20 protein-coding genes are annotated in these 17939 nt (G+C 43.8%); 5 read left to right on the plus strand and 15 right to left on the minus strand.

The genetic code is table 11. The features are described 5' to 3' along the window. Nucleotides 1–67: 67 nt before the first annotated feature. Together NYE29_RS26730 and NYE29_RS26735 are read left to right on the plus strand one after the other, a co-directional pair. Nucleotides 68–874, plus strand: a complete 807-nt coding sequence (locus tag NYE29_RS26730) for an arsenite methyltransferase (protein WP_340898179.1) — start codon at nt 68–70, stop codon at nt 872–874. A gap of 22 nt (nt 875–896) precedes the next feature. Then, complete coding sequence (locus NYE29_RS26735; RefSeq protein WP_340898181.1) at nt 897–1124, plus strand: GNAT family N-acetyltransferase; 228 nt, start codon at nt 897–899, stop codon at nt 1122–1124. A gap of 123 nt (nt 1125–1247) precedes the next feature. Here the strand turns inward: NYE29_RS26735 and NYE29_RS26740 are convergent, their stop codons facing one another. The 4 genes from NYE29_RS26740 to NYE29_RS26755 form a co-directional block, all read right to left on the minus strand. Then, nucleotides 1248–1679, minus strand: a complete 432-nt coding sequence (locus NYE29_RS26740; protein WP_340898182.1) for an N-acetyltransferase — start codon at nt 1677–1679, stop codon at nt 1248–1250. 98 nt (nt 1680–1777) lie between these two features. Continuing rightward, the gene (locus NYE29_RS26745; RefSeq protein WP_340898184.1) at nt 1778–2776 is read right to left on the minus strand and encodes an NADP-dependent oxidoreductase; all 999 of its coding nucleotides are present in this window, start codon (nt 2774–2776) and stop codon (nt 1778–1780) included. 114 nt (nt 2777–2890) lie between these two features. Then, nucleotides 2891–3643: an SDR family NAD(P)-dependent oxidoreductase gene (locus NYE29_RS26750; RefSeq protein WP_076110914.1), complete on the minus strand. Its 753-nt coding sequence runs from the start codon at nt 3641–3643 to the stop codon at nt 2891–2893. Nucleotides 3644–4121: 478 nt separating this feature from the next. After that, nucleotides 4122–4700: a hypothetical protein gene (locus NYE29_RS26755; protein ID WP_144024475.1), complete on the minus strand. Its 579-nt coding sequence runs from the start codon at nt 4698–4700 to the stop codon at nt 4122–4124. A gap of 373 nt (nt 4701–5073) precedes the next feature. Here NYE29_RS26755 and NYE29_RS34650 point away from each other — a divergent pair, with 373 nt between their 5' ends. Continuing rightward, a complete protein-coding gene (locus tag NYE29_RS34650) occupies nt 5074–5385 on the plus strand; it encodes an IS3 family transposase (RefSeq protein ID WP_445322221.1) in 312 nt (103 codons plus the stop codon). 304 nt (nt 5386–5689) lie between these two features. Here NYE29_RS34650 and NYE29_RS26760 read toward each other — a convergent pair whose 3' ends face one another. Together NYE29_RS26760 and NYE29_RS26765 are read right to left on the minus strand one after the other, a co-directional pair. Beyond that, on the minus strand, nt 5690–6277 hold the full coding sequence (locus NYE29_RS26760; protein ID WP_340898189.1) for a sugar O-acetyltransferase: 588 nt from the start codon (nt 6275–6277) through the stop codon (nt 5690–5692). A gap of 79 nt (nt 6278–6356) precedes the next feature. After that, complete coding sequence (locus tag NYE29_RS26765; protein ID WP_340898190.1) at nt 6357–6899, minus strand: TetR/AcrR family transcriptional regulator; 543 nt, start codon at nt 6897–6899, stop codon at nt 6357–6359. Nucleotides 6900–7058: 159 nt separating this feature from the next. Here NYE29_RS26765 and NYE29_RS26770 point away from each other — a divergent pair, with 159 nt between their 5' ends. Next, the gene (locus NYE29_RS26770; RefSeq protein ID WP_076113916.1) at nt 7059–8165 is read left to right on the plus strand and encodes a hypothetical protein; all 1107 of its coding nucleotides are present in this window, start codon (nt 7059–7061) and stop codon (nt 8163–8165) included. 164 nt (nt 8166–8329) lie between these two features. On the opposite strand, the gene NYE29_RS26775 is transcribed toward NYE29_RS26770, so the two are convergent. The 3 genes from NYE29_RS26775 to NYE29_RS26785 all read right to left on the minus strand — a co-directional run bounded on the left by NYE29_RS26775 (nt 8330) and on the right by NYE29_RS26785 (nt 9827). After that, on the minus strand, nt 8330–8680 hold the full coding sequence (locus NYE29_RS26775; protein ID WP_340898191.1) for a VOC family protein: 351 nt from the start codon (nt 8678–8680) through the stop codon (nt 8330–8332). A gap of 73 nt (nt 8681–8753) precedes the next feature. Next, complete coding sequence (locus NYE29_RS26780; RefSeq protein ID WP_340898192.1) at nt 8754–9275, minus strand: SMI1/KNR4 family protein; 522 nt, start codon at nt 9273–9275, stop codon at nt 8754–8756. A 15-nt stretch (nt 9276–9290) separates the two neighbouring features. Then, nucleotides 9291–9827, minus strand: coding sequence for a DUF2262 domain-containing protein (locus NYE29_RS26785; RefSeq protein WP_340898194.1), 537 nt, complete (start codon nt 9825–9827; stop codon nt 9291–9293). 244 nt (nt 9828–10071) lie between these two features. On the opposite strand from NYE29_RS26785, the gene NYE29_RS26790 reads away from it, so the two are divergent. Further along, entirely contained in the window at nt 10072–11247 is a 1176-nt protein-coding gene (locus NYE29_RS26790; protein WP_340898195.1) for a serine hydrolase domain-containing protein, read from the plus strand. Between the two features lie 39 nt (nt 11248–11286). Here the strand turns inward: NYE29_RS26790 and NYE29_RS26795 are convergent, their stop codons facing one another. The 6 genes from NYE29_RS26795 to zwf all read right to left on the minus strand — a co-directional run bounded on the left by NYE29_RS26795 (nt 11287) and on the right by zwf (nt 17877). Beyond that, a complete protein-coding gene (locus NYE29_RS26795; RefSeq protein WP_076113921.1) occupies nt 11287–11805 on the minus strand; it encodes a GNAT family N-acetyltransferase in 519 nt (172 codons plus the stop codon). Nucleotides 11806–11828: 23 nt separating this feature from the next. Beyond that, complete coding sequence (locus tag NYE29_RS26800) at nt 11829–12281, minus strand: MarR family winged helix-turn-helix transcriptional regulator (RefSeq protein WP_076113922.1); 453 nt, start codon at nt 12279–12281, stop codon at nt 11829–11831. Nucleotides 12282–12441: 160 nt separating this feature from the next. Beyond that, nucleotides 12442–14037 (minus strand): peptide ABC transporter substrate-binding protein, encoded by a 1596-nt coding sequence (locus tag NYE29_RS26805; protein WP_340898196.1) that lies wholly within the window; start codon nt 14035–14037, stop codon nt 12442–12444. A gap of 166 nt (nt 14038–14203) precedes the next feature. Further along, entirely contained in the window at nt 14204–15622 is a 1419-nt protein-coding gene (gndA, locus tag NYE29_RS26810) for an NADP-dependent phosphogluconate dehydrogenase (RefSeq protein WP_340898197.1), read from the minus strand. Between the two features lie 35 nt (nt 15623–15657). Then, the gene (gene fsa, locus NYE29_RS26815) at nt 15658–16326 is read right to left on the minus strand and encodes a fructose-6-phosphate aldolase (protein ID WP_020428805.1); all 669 of its coding nucleotides are present in this window, start codon (nt 16324–16326) and stop codon (nt 15658–15660) included. A gap of 39 nt (nt 16327–16365) precedes the next feature. Continuing rightward, entirely contained in the window at nt 16366–17877 is a 1512-nt protein-coding gene (gene zwf, locus NYE29_RS26820) for a glucose-6-phosphate dehydrogenase (RefSeq protein ID WP_340898198.1), read from the minus strand. Nucleotides 17878–17939 lie beyond the last annotated feature (62 nt).

Below are 17939 nucleotides of genomic sequence, written 5' to 3' on the forward strand. Positions count from 1 at the left end.
GCATTTTGCAAGTTGATTCAACATATAACGTGTAAACTAATCCAAACCTTTAAAGGAGTGTTCAATCATGACCCAAATGACAAACGACCAGATCCGCCAGAATGTACGGGGCCGCTACCAAAAAATCGCCGTAAAAAAGGTCGAAGCTGCCTCTTCCTGCTGCACCCCAGCCGAAAGCTGCTGTGACTCCCCTTCTGATTTTGATGCCATTTCCGCTAAAATGGGCTACTCCAGTGAAGAGCTGGCTGCAGCCCCCGAAGGTGCCAATTTAGGCCTTGGATGCGGCAATCCTCAAGCTATTGCTGAACTGCAGGCTGGTGAACATGTTCTGGACCTCGGGAGCGGTGGCGGATTCGATTGTTTCCTGGCCTCCCGGCAGGTAGGTGACCAAGGCCATGTAATCGGTGTGGATATGACACCTGAGATGATCAGCCGCGCAAGGGAGAACTCTATTAATGGAAAATTTATGAACACTGAGTTTCGTTTGGGTGAGATTGAGCATCTTCCCGTCTCCGACAATTCGGTAAATGTGATTATCTCCAATTGCGTTATTAATCTTTCGCCAGATAAACAACAGGTGTTCCGTGAAGCCTACCGTGTCCTTCAGCCGGGCGGTCGTCTGGCCATCTCGGACATCGTAACTACGGCGGAGCTTCCACCTGAAATTAAAAATGATCTTGATGAACTCTACTCCGGTTGCATCTCCGGTGCTTCTTCCATTGCAGTTGTTGAAGGGATGCTTCGGGAAAGCGGCTTTACCGAGATCAGGATTGAGCCTAAAGACGAGTCCAGAACATTTATTAAAGACTGGGTTCCCGGTGCCAATGTTGATCAATACATTGTTTCAGCCGTTATCAAAGCAGTAAAATCTTAAACTGATTTGGAGGTTATGGGATATGCGGAACAGTACCGTTCGGAGGGCAACGTATGCAGATGTAGAGGATATTCTTCACATTTACAATCAAGGCATCGAAGATCGAATTGCTGCTCTTGAAGAAGAAACGAAAGATCGTCCCTTCATAAATAACTGGTTTGATGAACATCAAGGAAGATTTGCGATTCTGGTCGCTGAAAATGATGGAAAGCCGACTGACGTGATGATTATGGAGAAGCTGCTTGTTTGACTTGATACGCCAAGAAGAATGAGTCCGAATTCTGGATGAGTTCAATCCATGGTACTAGACATTGATCTATTCGCCAATGAGACCAAGTTCTTGTCCTGCGCAAAGGACAAGAACTTGTATCCTTTATGACTCCTTCCATTCCATTAGGTATTCCTCCTGATTGGTGTTTTCATCTAAAAGAGTTTCTTTAATAGTAAAGCCGTTCTTCTCATAGAAGCGTGTTGCTGAAGTATTTTCTTTATATACTTTTAATGTAATTTTTGATTTTTGAATTTTGATGAAATTAATTAGTTCTTTTCCATAACCATTTTTTTGATAAGATGTATCAATAAAAAGTGCCGCTAAATAGTCCTCAACCATAGAAACGAACCCGACAATTTCTGCTTGATTGTAAATTACATAGGTGTCCGACATTGGAATGTATTTATCTCTCATCTCCGTTTTTTGAGAAAGCCAATATTCTTGATCGATAAAATCATGTGCTTGAATTGAGCCTTTATACCAAATATCTGTTAAAGTATCAATATCACTTTGCTTATGTAACTCTATTTTCATATTTGTTTCCTCTTTTCGAATTCTTTGCTTCTGGCCGATGGATACAATTTGTTTTTAACTCAGTATACGTGAGCAACGTCGCTTAGTTTGCTTGTTGTTTAGAAGGTCACAATCACTTTGCCCTGGGAATGGCCCGTCGACACTTTAAGCAACGCCTTGTTAATGTCACCAAACGTATAAGTTGAATCTATAGAGGGCTTGATATTTTCTTTTTCAACAAGTTTGGTGATTTCTTGTAATTGACTTCCGTTGTCTTGCACAAATAAAAAACGATATTCATTTTGTTTCTTACGCGCTAAAGAATCTAAACGAGCACCCACTAGGCCAAACAATGCTTTTTTCCACAATGGAAAATGATTGTCAACCGCAAAGCGATAATTAGGTCCTGCTTTCAATGATACCAGTTTCCCTTGTGGTTTTAAAATGCCCAGTTCAGCTTTGATCTCTTTAGTACCCAAGGTGTCGATCACATAATCGATATCTGATAGTATGTTAGCATAATTCTCTGCCTTGTAATTTATAAATTGATCAGCCCCGATCGACAGTATACGTGATTTGCCTCTTTCACTGCCACTTGTAATAACATTTAATCCCATTGATTTGGCAATGGGGATTGCCATAGCTCCAAATCCTCCGGTTCCTCCAGGAATGAATAGCTTTTTATTCGGCTGGGCACGGAGTACATCATGCAATGCTTGATAAGCAGTCAAGGCAGTAAGGGGTACTGCAGCAGCTTCAATAAAAGATAGATTTTCAGGCATGATGGATAAAGCATCTTCATTTACGGCTGCATATTCAGCAAAAGCACCGATTTTATTAAGCGGCAACCTCGTATAAACAGGGTCACCAACCTTAAAATTCAAAACATCATCACCGACGGCTTCAATCATTCCAGATAGTTCATTCCCTAAAGTTAATGGTAACTTATAGTCGGCAATCATGCGAACACTGCCATTCAGATTAAGGATGTCCAGTGGATTTACACCTGCAGCTTTTACTTTGACAAGTACCTCATGACTATTGATCTGTGGTATGTTAACATCATTAATTTCCACTTGTATTACTTTTGAATATTTCTGTATTTGTGCTGCTCTCATATTCATCCTCTTCCTTTGCTAATTTGGGGATAGCGTCGAACAGCTTTAGACTAAAACCATGGCGCACAATCTTCAGTTGTACGCCATGGTTCACCTTTATTCGGTTCACTGAACTTAAAATTCTGAAATTATTGGATAGATTCGGCCCCTCAGATTGAAATCATAGTTCTGGTCTACAATCCCTACCCCTTCGTTGTTATCATAAAGATCCACCATGAAGCCCGCCATTTGTTTGGCAGTGTGGTACTTAGGCATGTTTGCTTTGTAATCAAATTTTTCAGCATCTAATGATTTCTTTACGAATTCTGTTTCCGTTATAGCTGGTGCTAAAACTTTTGCTGTTAGTTTTGCGCCTTTCATTTCTAGTTCTTTTGCAAGCCCTTCTGTGAAGGCACTAACGTAATATTTAGATGCAGAATAAGCAACACTCCCAACAGCAATGGTATATCCGAGTGCGGATGAGACGTTAATTAACTGAGCTCCTTCTACATCAGCATAATCTCGAACATATAGTGTAGAAAGGATCGTCAAGGATTCGATGTTAACACGTAACATAGTTTCAACTTTATCTAAATTCTGCTCTACTACAAAAGAAGCTTCACCGAGCCCCGCATTGTTAATCCAAGTCTCAATTTGGTATTCCTTTAGATTGCTATACAGTGTGTAGGCCTGATCTGTAACAGACAGGTCACTTGTATGAACAATAACATTTACAGTAGGATCAATATCCTGAATTGCTGATTTGAGTTCTTCTAATTTGTCCAATCTTCTAGCTACCAAAATTAAGTTTTTGCCACGTGCAGCAAACGCCAATGCCGTCTCATATCCAATCCCTGAACTTGCTCCTGTAATAACTGTATACTTCATAATATTTTCTCCTCCATAACATGCAGATTAGTGTAAATGAGTTTTAAGTACATTTTAGAACGATCGTTCTTATTTAGGCAAAAAAAACAGTATGTCTAGACGGCCATATTTATTTTCAATGAAACGTGGCTTTTTATCTGTGTATTCCTCCCATGCCAATAATATAACATATCTAGAATGATCGGTAAAGAATGATTTTATGACCGTAATTAAGATTAGGTCTTTTTCGGAGTGAAATCCGACCTGTCCTCGGACACCTCTTTACTCGCCCAGACAAATATCCCATGCCTAGGGGATATCTTTTTTTAGAATCAGAAACTAAGGTTAAGAAGCTGAAATTAATTTCCCAAGAGATCGATAAATAGCCCTGCGTAGCTAATAAAAAAAAGACCCTTTATCCCTAAAAATGGGGTTACGGGTCTTTTTTTTATACGTGTTCATAGAGAGTGATCCGAAAACAACAAGCTCTTCAGTTAGTTCAACGCGCTCTAATATGGTGATGGAAAATTTCAGAAACGCCCCACCCAACAAGACCACCAAGCACAAGAGCCCCTACCAATACCCATGCTCTAGAAGAAGGATTTGAATTATCGTAACCATTGATTTTTTCTATAATGCGTTTTCCTTCTTCAGAATTGAGTATTTTGGGAATAATCTCATTTAGAGTCGAAGCGTAAGACGATACTATTTCATTTTGTCCATCAGGTATAGACCGACCTTCCATTTCCTTTTCAATCATAGAAAAAATTTGATCTACTTCTTCTGGATATTGAGTAAATAAGTAATCAAGATACGGCCAAGTCAAAGAATAATTTCTAGGTATCCGCGGTTCATTCGGTGAAAAAGGTGGAGGTGTACCCCATGGCGGAGTCCAAGGAACTAGAAGCGATCCCATTAACGGAATAGCGACTGGCCAGATATAATGGCTAGGTGGCTGAGCCGGCTGAGTTCCCCCACTTTTAGGTGAACACCACGGTGGAGTCCCCCACGGGCTTGATTTCGCCCAAGGTGGTGGACATGATAAACGCATACCTTCCGTGTTTGGCTGAATGTACATCGTTATTAACTCCTCCTTTTGTTTTATGAGCATCACTATTCTGTGTTATTAATTTTTTTTTATGTAGAAAAAAAATTCCAAAGAGGAATTGTTGGGCCTCGTTCGCTCTGTCAAAAATAAGTGCCGAAGCTACGCTTCGGTCAGTGTTATCTCTCCGCGGTTTTGTATGGTTACGTTACTGACAGATGGTTATCGAGGAGGCGAACTGTATCGTCTAGAGCAGCCAGTGGGCAAGCAATCCAGCTATGGGAGAGGCTTGGAACACGCTTCGGAACTTTGAAAAGGTCAAGGACGAGAACCGATTCTTGAAGCAGCAAATGGAACTACTATTAAAGAACAAGGTGTTGGAAAGGAGGAGGACCAATCATATGACCTGGATCGAGTCCATTCGAAAAGAAGTAAGTATTATGAGGCCTGTGTATGGCTCGGGGTTGCAAGAGCTTCCTATTACCATTGGAAGTCTGCTGCTGACAAAAGGCGTTCAGATCCGACAGCGGAAAAGACAAGGCAGCTTTGCATGCAGCATGAATTTTCGTATAGATACCGAAAATTCACCGCACTCCTTCGCGCAGAAGAGTTCATAAACCACAAACGGGTTCAGCGAATTATGCAGCGTGAGGGACCACAACCGCGTGAGGAGGAAGAAACGAAAGATCACGGGACAACCTGCCCATCCCGCAGATAACGTACTCAAGTGTCATTCCAAGCGGAAGGACCTCTTCAAAAGCTGGTTACGGATATTTCCTATTTACCATTTTGGAAGCAAAATATTGTAACTCTCAAGCATTCTGAATCATAAAAAGGAGAAATTGTCGCTTACAAAACAACGAAGGATGGAGGGATATAACGTCAGGCTTCGCGGCAATTGGACAAGAACAGGGTTCCTTAGCCGCTTCCCTCCATCTCGGACAAAAAAAAATCAACCCATTTAAATGAGTTGATCAATAACCATGTCTTCAAGATCGTCTGGAAAATCAATGGCTAATTATTTATCTTCTCCAAGGACGATCGGAAAATTTAATCGGTCTAATAACCTTGCACGGATTTCCTGCAGCAATGACATTAGGAGGGATATCTTTGGTCACTACGCTTCCAGCACCAACAATGCTATTTTCGCCTATAGTTACACCTTGAGTAACTTTAACATCTCCCCCCAGCCATACCCGATCCCCTATAGTAATTGGTTTCGAATAGACTCCTTTATCCGCCCGTTCAAAGGGATCTTCCGCATGATTTGCTGCATATAACCCCACTCGTGGCCCAATAAAGACATCATTTCCGATTTTCACTTCGTTACAATCAAGAATAATCATGTCGTGATTAATATACACATCGTGGCCCATAGAGATATTGAATCCAAACTCACAACGAAAGTTAGATTCAATATATACATTCTCACCCACGTCTGAAAACAATTCTTTCAATATAGACATATCGTAGCCTTCATTTGTATTTACTTTTTGATTATATTCCCGGCACATGGTTAAAGCGCGTGACCTAACTGCTGCTACATCATCACCTGCGTCATCATACATCTCTCCAGAATTTATAATCTGTTTGATTTTTTCGATGTCCATAACCTACTCCCTTTCGAGTTGTTTTTTGTGAATTCTGCATCCGGTATCCCGATCTCACTATTTTTATGCTTCCCAACTGTCAAATATCCATCTTCATTAATACCTCATGAAGACACTTGGATATCAACTGACGCGGCTTGTTCATACCTTCACTGATCCACACCTCCAATACACCTACTACCCCAGCGACAAGGAAAATAGCCTCCGTCTGTTTGTATTCATCAAACGGGCGCCTGTCCTCCAGGATCAACTTTTTCACAAAAAACTGTTTGATCTTCTGAAATGTCGCTGCTTCTTGTTCCCTGCGTGCCAGCAGAATAAACACCTCACGGTTAGACTCCATGTATTCCGTCAGCGTTTCCGTAAGCTTTATTAAATTCTCCATCGTATCGCAGGGAAGAGAAGCATCATATAGTTCTTCGAGTTCACGCAATAATTCATTTTCTAATTGATCCGATAAATCGCGGATATCCTTATAATGTAAGTAGAATGTGCCTCTGCCCAAATCAGCTTCCCTCGATATTTCTGCCACTGTAATCTGATTTAAGGGTTTATGTTCTAACAGCTGTAAAAAAGCTGAACGAATAGCCCGCTTCGTTTTGCTTGTCCTTCTATCCTTCATTCAATATCTCCTCAACAATTTTTTATAATATGTTCATATTTGAACACTTTCTGCGATATTGAAGATTGAAATGTTACAACTCCATCTTTACAATAAACACATGTTCAAATAAATACAAGTGTTTATTATTATTTAGCGAAAATAAATGAGGTGCATCAGATGACAACAGATGTTCAGGAAAACACATTAAGTAAGCATATTTTCAAGAAAAGTAATACATCTATTCTTATCGTTGGTGGATATGGCACGGTAGGAACAGTATTAAGCGAGTTGATTTCGATTCATTATCCCGAGGTACATATTATTATTGGGGGACGACGGCTTCATAAAGCACAGTCAGCAGCACGTCTTCTACCCAAAGCTGATGGAGTACGGATCGACATCCTTGATGCCGATCCGCTGGCAGGTATGACATATATGCCCGATGCCATGATCGTGTCAGTCAATGATCAGGAAGATCGATTGCTGCGAGCAGCCGTGAAACGGGGGATTCCACTCATTGATATTACCCGCTGGATCGAACGAATTGATGATGCCCACGCTGTGGTATCCGAAGAAAAAGGCCATTCTCCCGTTGTACTTGCATCTGGCTGGATGGCAAGTGCCGCAACGATTGCCGCTTCATCCATACTTATGGGTAAGGAACCGGCGGAGAACATCGATATCGATATTCTCCTTTCTTTAAAAGACAAAAGCGGCCTAGATTCTTTCACTCATTTCGTTGACGCTCATTTGCCTTTTGAAATATGGGAGCAAAGCAATGCACGCACCGTTCCCGGCTTCTCTGATCCCAAGACTGTCTCCTTCAGCAGAGAACAAGTCTTCCAGTGCCGACGTATAAGCAGTCCTGAGAGTATGACCTTGGTCAGTAACGGACTTGCCAAAGGGGTGTCCATACGTCTGGCCTTCGACAGCCGTTTCACAAACCGTGCATTCGCTGCATTGGTGAGATGTGGTATTTGGGCGCGCCTGTCCCTAAAGAGACGTACGTCCATACTTCATAGTAGCTTCAATACTTCAACCGCACCGCAGGAATTTATTCTGTCTATAAAAACTAATTCAAAGATACATAGAATCCGTGTTACGGACCCTCTAGGTCAAGCACATCTTACGGCAGCCAGTACATTGACTCAACTTGAGCGAATTTTCGAATTAAATGGAAGAACCTCACCTAAACCGGGAGTCAGCTTCCCAGAAGAAGCAACTGACACCGCGTTAGATATTGCCACCATGACACTAATGGGTGTTCAATTTACAGAAATTTAAGTGTCTGTTAAATGGCCCGGCACAAAAACCGGGTAGTTCCCAAGGAAGAGCTGTTCGCCAAGGTATGTGGCGACTCGTTCACTGGGGACTGAGCCCAATAATAGAAACAGCGCCAGTCTTGGACGAGAAAATAAAGTTTTAGACTGCCGCTACTTTAACGACTCTTAATCGAACGATTCAGCGATTTCATGCACGTTACCAAACAGATCAACGAAAGCAGCATATCGCCCTTGAGTAGGTTTATCATGCAAAAATCGAATACCCTTTTCCTTCATTTCCTTATAAGTTTGCTCAACGGACACGACCTCAAACACCAAAACTGTTCTAGCCTCGTTTGAATAATCTCCAATTTCTTTGGTCTTTTCACACTTAAAAGCTATAAGCTGACAGCCGTCAAGGTCAAAAACAAGCTTATTTTCTTGCTCTAACAGTGTTTGCAAACCCAGTAATTCAGAATAAAACCATCTCGCCTTTGTCATGTCATTGACGAAAATCATTATATGTCCTAGTTTCATAAGGCTATGCTGCCCCTTCACTTTTTTGAGGATACCATTTTTTATGGTTCATGCAGAATATACCTCTATCTTTTCAAGCCTCTTCATTCAAGCATTGTTCAATAAAGTCAAACAAGCCTGCCGCCTCAACAGACCGGTTTCCCCAGTCATGATAAAAATAGAGCAATTGCCCAAAGGTCCCTTCTTCTGAAGGGTCTGTGTCTACACAGAGATGATCGCCACCCCCGTTGCTGGCAATAGGGATCCACCGTGGATTCCACAGGAACGGCTTGATCTGTGAGGCAATCTCCGGTTCCATGTCATCCGGATCAAACTCTTCATTTAGAAATTCCCAATCCTCGATAATCTGTTCAAGCGGCGACAGCGTTAGATTTCGGACAAAACACTCCGAGCCTGCTTCCCAATCCTGACCATTATATATGCTGTAGAAGTCCCTCATCTCTTGGGGAAGTATAACCCCCAGCGTACTGGCAAGCCCATCAAGTTCTTCCCCGCTAGCGCCAGGCTGTAAATTCAAACTCGCTTCGTACCCCGGAGTATTCCGGTTGCCTTTTGAAATAATGCGCTGCCACAGTGTCTCTGCCTTCTCTGTCATATGCCCTCATCCTCCTTATAAACCTTGGCTTACAAAATTTTTCTGTTTATCTATGTCCATATGTATCCGATGTCCGGCAAAATAATCCGGTTTGTTCCCAAGCTCAATTGACATCTTAAACGAACCGGCACCATCTACCTGCTCAAAAACAACACTCCATAGAAACAAGCTGTTTAAAAAAGCTTCATCCGAAATAGGGACGCACACAGTTTCCCCATCCAGCTCCACATAGCCTTCATTGTCCGATAGCTCAACAAAATCCGGGTCATCACAAATCCATTCCTCGGCCCGCTCTTTAGCCCACTCCATCGCCTTACTGAGTTCTCCCTTGTTCATCTGAAGCCAGGCAAGCTCCTCCTCCAGCAAAGGAACGGCACTTATAGCTGCATCTTTTGCCATTTCCTTTGTTCCGATTGCCGTGGGCAGGAATATTTCAACCTCAACATCGTCTCCCCAAATCTGTACAGGCTGGAAACAGCAGCAATATGTCTCCTTCGTCAATTCCGTTATTGACCACGATTCAACGGGTATCCGGACCACTACATCTGACATTTGTTTTTCTCCTCCATAATTTACTCCTTCCAATATACCCCAAATAATGCCGTGGAGACACCATATCTTATACAAACTATTCGGTGGCATAAGAGTTATATTGTATTCGTTTTGCAGGTTAACCGGATTGCGTTCCGCCGTGGCACTATACAATCTGTCCGAAAGCGCTTAATATTTTCTATGACGAATGGTTAACATCTGCTTTAGTTAAAGTGAAGTTATTCGAGAAGGAGACATAAGTGACATGCTGGAGTCAAACATAACCAACCAATTGAAAAAAATGCTGAAAGCAAGTATCGACAACAAGGAAATCGCAGGAGCGAACTTTATGCTGATCAAAAACGGCAACGAAGTTTTTTACCATGAAGACGGCTTGGCTGACCTCGAGTCGGGACGTCCTATTACAAGGGATTCGATTTTTCGTTTATATTCGATGACGAAGCCGATTACCGCCACTTCCGTCATGATGCTGCTCGAGCGTGGGGATATCGATTTATTCGATCCTGTCAGCCGCTATATTCCGGGCTTCCAAAACCAACAGGTCGAGATAAACGGCGAACTGGTGCCTGTCAGCCGCGAAGTCAACATTCACGATTTGCTGAACATGACATCGGGATTGGTATACGGCGGAACGGACAAAGCCGGACAGCAAACAGATGCTTTGTTCCAAGAACTGGGCAGCCGTTTGTACAGTGAAAACGCGATGAGCACAATGGAATTTGCAAATTGCCTAGGTAAAGGCCCCCTTTCGTTCGAGCCGGGAACGTACTGGCAATACGGAACATCGGCAGACGTCCTTGGCGCGATTGTGGAAGCGGTTAGCGGCATGCGGTATGGGCAATTTTTGAAAAAGGAAATCTTTGAGCCGCTGGAAATGAAAGATACCGGTTTCTGGCTGCCTGAAGGAAAAAGAGAACGCCTTGTGAAAACCTATCAGGATGATGGTGAAGGCGGTTTGAAGCTGTATGCGGAAAGCCACCTGGGCATTGGCCATCAGATGGACCTTGATCCGGCATTTGAGTCGGGCGGAGCGGGACTTGTCTCTACGATTGACGATTCCGCCAAATTCACAACAATGCTAATGAATCAAGGCAGCTTAAAAGGTGTTCAACTATTGAAGCCTAGAACAGTTAAATATTTAACCTCTGCAGCTTTAACCGATTGGCAGCAAAAAGGCTTCGATACGTGGCATACATTGCGTGGACATAGCTACGGCAATCAGATGCGCATCATGACCGACAGCGGAAAAGCCGGATTCATCGGCGGCCAAGGTGAATACGGCTGGGACGGCTGGCTGGGGGCGTACTTCAGCAACAGTCCTCAAGAAGGTCTGACTATACTATTTATGATCCAAAAAAAAGATGCCGGCACGATGACAATTACGCGCAAGCTGCGTAATATCGTGTTCAGCACCTTGTAAGGGGCAAAATGAAGGGAATCGCACAGTTAGGAATAACTTTCAGGCGAGTGTTTTGGTCATTATAAAATCAATTTGTTCTTCATCACCCATGAAAAAAGAGTGAGCTCCCGTTTGAACAAAACCGATTTTCTTATAAAAATCAATGGCCTTCTCATTCTTTTCCCAAACTCCTAACCAGATCATCTTTTTGTTTTGTATCATGGCTACGTCCGTTGCTTTGTCTATTAGATACTTTCCAAGCCCTTTTCTTTGAAATTTGATTCTTATATAGATCCTCTCAATTTCGAGTGAATCATCACCTGTTTTTTCGGATTGGGAATCATTGATGTTTACCTTTAAATATCCGGCAAGTTCTTCATTAAAAGAGATGAAAAAGAATTCTGAATAAATATTGCTCAATTCCTTTTCCAACTGTTTATAGTTAAATGCTTTTTCTAAATAGGTTTTCATATTTTCAGGTGAATTCTGATATTTAAAAGTATCATTGAATGTTTCAACGCTAATTTGCTGTAGTATTTGTAAATCTTCACGGCTGCACTTCTTTATTATTACTGACATTCTAGGAGCTCCTTTATTTAAGTTTAATATATTCTTTTGTTGCCCTTTTTTACAAATTCCCAGTCTACTTCAATATTTTTTCTAACTCTTTGAAGAAGTTCAAAAATGGTTTCTGCTTCTCTTTCGGAAAATCCCGCTAACGCTACACTATTTGAATGGTCATTTTCTCTTTTTATAAAAGGCAGAACATTTTCCCCTTTTTCGGTTGGAAAGAGTCTATTTATCTTTTTGTTAATTTGATCGTCTCTCTTTTCAACAAAACCATGGATTTCAAGTTTTTTTATTGCCCGAGCTGCGGTTGTTCTGTCTACTTTAATCATTTCGGCTAATTTTTCTTGAATTATTCCTGGGTTTTCACAGATTCGGACAAGGTATAAATACTGCCCTTTGGTAAGTTCATATTCTTTAAATTCAATATTGCTTATAGAATCTAATGCTCTTGCAATCATTCCAATTTCACGTAGGATTTCTTTCATCAAAACAACTCCATAAATTTTTTTACTTGCCGATACGTTTAATAGTTTATAATAATATTGTTGCATTTGCAACATGTTGCTAAATGAGAGTGTAGTTCTTCATAAATACAGCCAGCAATCACCAACTCATTAAAAGTGGTGGATTTGCTGGCTGTTTACTTTATTTTATATATCCCCTCGTGAAGGCAATGTTTCCATCATAGTCTAGGTATACATTATGAATATTGGGTTTTTGCAGAACATCTGCAACATAATAATACAGCGGAATGATAGCCATCTGGTCGATAAGCAGCTTTTCGGCTTTGGCATAAAGCTTGATGCGTTCTTTCGGATCAAAAGTATGTTTTGCTTGAGTTACATAGCTGTCATACAACGGATCACTCCAGCCTGAATCGTTGTTCTCATTCGTGGAAGACAGTATCTCCATCATAGCCGCAGGATCATTATAGTCTGCTCCCCAGCCAGCTCTTACCACGGCAAAATTCCGGCTGACCTTGTTGCTGATCAGCTCTTCCCAGGACTGGACCTCGAGACTTGCTTTGATACCCAGATTGTTGTACCAGTCGTTAATGACGGATTCTGCGATAGTATAATGTCCAGGTCCTTCGTTAACGATGACCGAAAAGCTTGGAAACTCGTTAAGCCCTTCTTCGTTTAAGCCTTTCTGCAGCAATTCCCTGGCCAGCTTCACATTTTCTTTAAAATAAGACGTATCTGCAACTGCGGTACGAAAATTGAGATCAGTGCTACGGATAGCCGGAGGTATAAATCCGAATGCAGGTGATCCATACCGGAGAGCTTCCCGGTCGATTGCCATAGCTAAGGCTTTTCGTATATTCACGTTATTAAAGGGAGCTTGCTGCAGATTGAACTGATAATAATAAGTTGAGCCAAGAGGCATCTCTACGGTACGGATAGAAGATGCCTTAGCACGAGTAGAATTATCCAGCATATCGAATTCCGCAACAGCCCAGTCTACTTCATTATTTATGTAAGCAGCAGTAGTGTTAGCTGTTCCCGGCTTTGGCAGAAGAAATTGGACTTCTGAGAAATGAATATCAGCAGCTGCATGATATTTCGGGTTGCTAACGAGTGTCATTTTATTTTTTTCCCAGGACTGTAGTGTGAAGGGACCGTTCGTGATTATAGTATTTGCAGAGTAAGCCCATTTTTTGTTCGCCTTCACATTCCCCGCATTTACCGGCATATAAACATTCTCTGCCAGCGACTGAATGAAATAGGCTGTTTTTTCGTTCAGCGTCACCTGTAGAGTATTGCTGTTCAGTGCTTTCACTCCCACTTTTGAAGAGTCCTTTAGCCTGCCTTGATTGTAATCCTTCGCATTGGAAATTGTATACATATTGAATGCTGAGTTGCTGCCGGTTTCAGGCGCTAACGCCCTTTTCCATGCGTACTCAAAATCCGCGGCTGTAATCCGCTCCTTATTGCTCCACTTCGCGTCGGACCGTAGTGTAAACGTATAGGTTTTACCGTCAGAAGAGATTTTCCATGCTTTAGCGATGCCCGGTACAGCCTGACCTGTTTTATCCAGCCGAACCAATCCTTCGAACAATCCATTGACGATTGTCGATGTAATGACGTCTGAGGATATGGCAGGATCGAGTGATGCCGGTAATTTCTCGAGACCGATCCGGAGGATCTGCTTTGTTCCTGCTGGTGATGCGGCAGTCCACGAAGCCGTATTTAATCCTATAAGTAAGCTGAAAATCAATAATACACCTATTAATCTTTTCAACCATGCCCCTCCTCTTATTGCCCAAATATTTACATCGGTTATAGAATATCATAATCATTGAAATCGAGCTACTAAATGAAGAACTCCGCAATCACTCAGATGCTAAAAAAGCCCGGGCTTATCCACCCGGACTTCTGCAAAGAAATTTATATCTAATAATAGCTTATTATTCGTTGTTGTTCATCCATTGAAAATGGAAGCTTCCCGGCTGATCCACCCGTTCAAAGGTATGCGCTCCAAAGTAGTCTCTTTGTGCCTGCAGCAGGTTGGCCGGGAGACGTTCGGAACGGTAGCTGTCATAGTAGGCCAGTCCGGAAGCGAAGGCCGGAACCGGAATTCCTCTTTTGACGGCAATCGCAACTACATCTCTCCACGCTTCCTGGTAGTTATGAACCACACTGCTGAAATACCCATCCAGGAACAGGTTTTTGAGCTCAGGGTCGCGGGCGTAGGCGTCCTTGATATTTTGCAGGAAGCCTGCGCGGATAATGCAGCCTCCGCGGAAAATCATCGCAATGCTTCCGTAGTTCAGGTTCCAGTTATATTCATCCGAAGCCACTCTCATCTGGGCAAAGCCTTGGGCGTACGAGGCGATTTTGCTGGCATAGAGCGCTTTGCGGACCGCTTCGATGAATGCCTTGGCGTCTCCGTCATAGCTCTTGACCTCAGGTCCCTTCAGGCGCTTGCTTGCAGCCACACGCTCTTCCTTCATGGCCGAGATGAAACGTGCAAAGACGGATTCAGTAATGATGGACAACGGAACGCCCAGATCGAGTGCATTTTGACTCGTCCATTTGCCCGTCCCCTTTTGTCCGGCGGAATCCAGGATCACATCGACCATCGGCTTGCCTGTGTCCGGGTCTGCTTTGGCGAAGATGTCGGCTGTAATCTCAATGAGATAGCTGCTTAGCTCGCCGCGGTTCCATTCCGAGAAAATCTGATGCAGCTCATCAGTATCCAGTCCCAGAACATCCTTCAACAACTGATACGCTTCTCCAATAAGCTGCATATCGCCGTATTCGATGCCGTTATGGACCATTTTGACATAGTGCCCGGCACCATCTTCTCCGATGTAAGTGGAGCACGGATCGCCGTCTACTTTGGCTGAAATGGCGGTCAGGATTGGCTCCACCAGCTCGTAAGCATCCTTTTGTCCGCCCGGCATAATGGCGGGTCCCTTCAGCGCCCCTTCTTCACCGCCCGATACCCCTGCACCGATGAAGCGGAAGCCTTGAGCCTGAAGCTCTTTGTTCCGTCTTTGCGTATCCGGGAAAAAGGCGTTCCCGCCGTCAATCAGGATATCCCCTGGTGACAAATGCGGTACCAGCTGCTGAATCGTATCATCGGTCGGCTTGCCGGCCTTGACCATAATCATGATTTTACGCGGCAGCTCCAGAGACTGAACGAACTCTTCAATGCTGTAGGCACCTGCGAAATTTTTGCCCGCTGCTTCTGCAAGCAGCTCATCGGTTTTCTCCCGGGAACGGTTGTACAAGGCCACCGAGAACCCTTTGCTCTCCATATTCAAGGCCAGATTCTTACCCATGACGGCTAAGCCGACCACACCAATTTGCTGTTTACCCATCGTCAATAAACCTCCCTATGATATGTGCTGGACAATTAGACCTGTGGCGCTTTCTTCCAGTCGGCAGCGAACTTCTCCAGCCCCTGATCGGTGAGCGGATGTTTGGAGATCTGCTCAATCACGCTGAACGGAATGGTGGCAATATGCGCACCGGCCATGGCAACGCGGGTCACATGGTCCGGATGACGGACCGAAGCGGCGATTATCTGCGCATCCAGGTTATGAATGCGGAATAGCTCGGCGACTTTTACGATCAATTGCACTCCATCCTCCGAAATATCATCCAGACGGCCCAGGAATGGCGATACATAAGTAGCTCCTGCACGGGCAGCGAGCAGCGCTTGGTTCACGGTGAAGATCAGCGTCACATTTGTTTTCACGCCTTTTTGAGTCAGATACCGGCAGGCTTCCAGACCTGCGAGTGTCATCGGGAGCTTGATCGTAATGTTTTTATCATAGTTATTGATCTTAATCAGCTCGTTCGCCTGTGCGATCATTTCTTCCGCAGTAACGGCATCCGGTGTTACTTCAGCGGATACGGACTCTACCTCAGGCACAGTGCGCAGAATTTCTGCAATGCGGTCTTCAAATTTCACGCCTTCTTTGGCTACCAGAGATGGATTCGTTGTGACTCCGGACAGTACACCGATTTGGTATGCTTTTTTGATATCTTCCACATTTGCAGTATCGATAAAAAATTTCATATTCGTAAACCTCCATTTTTAGTTGAACTAATATTAGAATTAAAAATTTGAAGCATCACGTAAAGAAAGCTCGCTTACTTCTTCAATGGCAGAGTCGAGCCACCAGTGATTTCCATCCTTCGCCAGCAGCTGATTCGATTCTGCAGGTCCGAACGTACCCGCAGCGTAGGAATGAAGGGGAACCGTATTCTTGTCAAAAGCATTCAGGATTGGCTGCACCCACTTCCAGGACAGCTCCACCTCATTCCAATGCGCAAAGAATGACGGATCTCCGTGCAAAGCATCATAGATCAGGTTCTCATAAGCCTCCGGGACCTCAATAGATCTGGTATGGAAGTCAATATGGATAGCCTTGAACTTCCCCTTGTGCTGGGGATCTCTTGCCTTGAGCTGTAGCGTAATCCCCTCGTTCGGGCTGATTTCGAACACCAGAAGATTGGGGATATCATCCTCGGCGGCTGACGAATTCTGTTTGAGCGGCTCTTTGAATTCAATCACAATCCGTGTCGATTTCTCTTTCATTCTCTTCCCGGTTCGGATATAGAACGGCACACCTTTCCAGAATGGATCATCGATCGTAAGTCTGGCCGCAATAAATGTATCGTTCATCGAACCTGCCGGAATTCCCGGTTCGGAGAGATAGCCTGGAACCGGCTTGCCCTTGATGGTGCCTGCAGTGTACTGCCCACGGATTACTTTAAACTGGATATCCGCTTCTTCCAACGGTTCCAGGGCCTCCATAACTTCTTTTTTCTTGTAGCGCACCTCGTCTGCAGAGCTGTCTTTCGGCAAGCGGATCGCAAGCATCATCAGCAGCTGCAGCATATGATTCTGGAACATGTCTCTCAGTGCACCCACATGATCATAATAACCCGCTCTTTCTTCCACACCCACCGTTTCCCCCGCAGTAATCTGCACGTTGGCAATGTAGCGGTTGTTCCAGAGTGCGTGAAGCACCGGATTCGTCTGCTGGAATACATCCAGCTCCTGCACCATTGGCTTGCCCAGATAATGGTCGATCCGGAAAATTTCATCCTCACTAAACGCTTCGCTCAGCTTCAGATTCAGCGCCTGCGCAGACTGCAGATCATGTCCGAAGGGCTTCTCAATCACCAGACGTTTCCAGCCTTTGGCGGCACCCAGACCACTTTCCTTAATGTTCAAGGCAATCGGCTCAAAAAACTCAGGACCGACAGATAAATAGAACATCCGGTTCGGGGAACTGCCCATGCTCTCTTCCTGCTGCTCAACCCGCTGCAGCAGTTTTAGGTAATCCTCTGTATGCCCTACATCCAGCACATTATATCGGAAGGACTTCAGGAAGCGGCGCACGGACGCAGAATCGTTCACTTCCCGCCGGGAGAAATCCCGGATGGACCGCTCCACCATAGCCTGAAAGGCTTCATCAGCAAGTTCTCTTCTGCCAAGACCAATCACAGAGAATGAATGGTGCAGCTTGTGGTCGAGAAACAGATTATACAGCGCGGGGTAGATTTTTCTTCGGGCCAAATCCCCTGTCGCTCCAAATAAAACAAATGTGGTTGCCTCCATCTCCATTCTCCTTCTGCTCTGGTTTATCTTTCCTGGTTACACTATAATACAAATACGAACCA

This window comes from Paenibacillus sp. FSL M7-1046, from assembly GCF_038007405.1.
Classification (GTDB): Bacteria; Bacillota; Bacilli; order Paenibacillales; family Paenibacillaceae; genus Paenibacillus_AQ.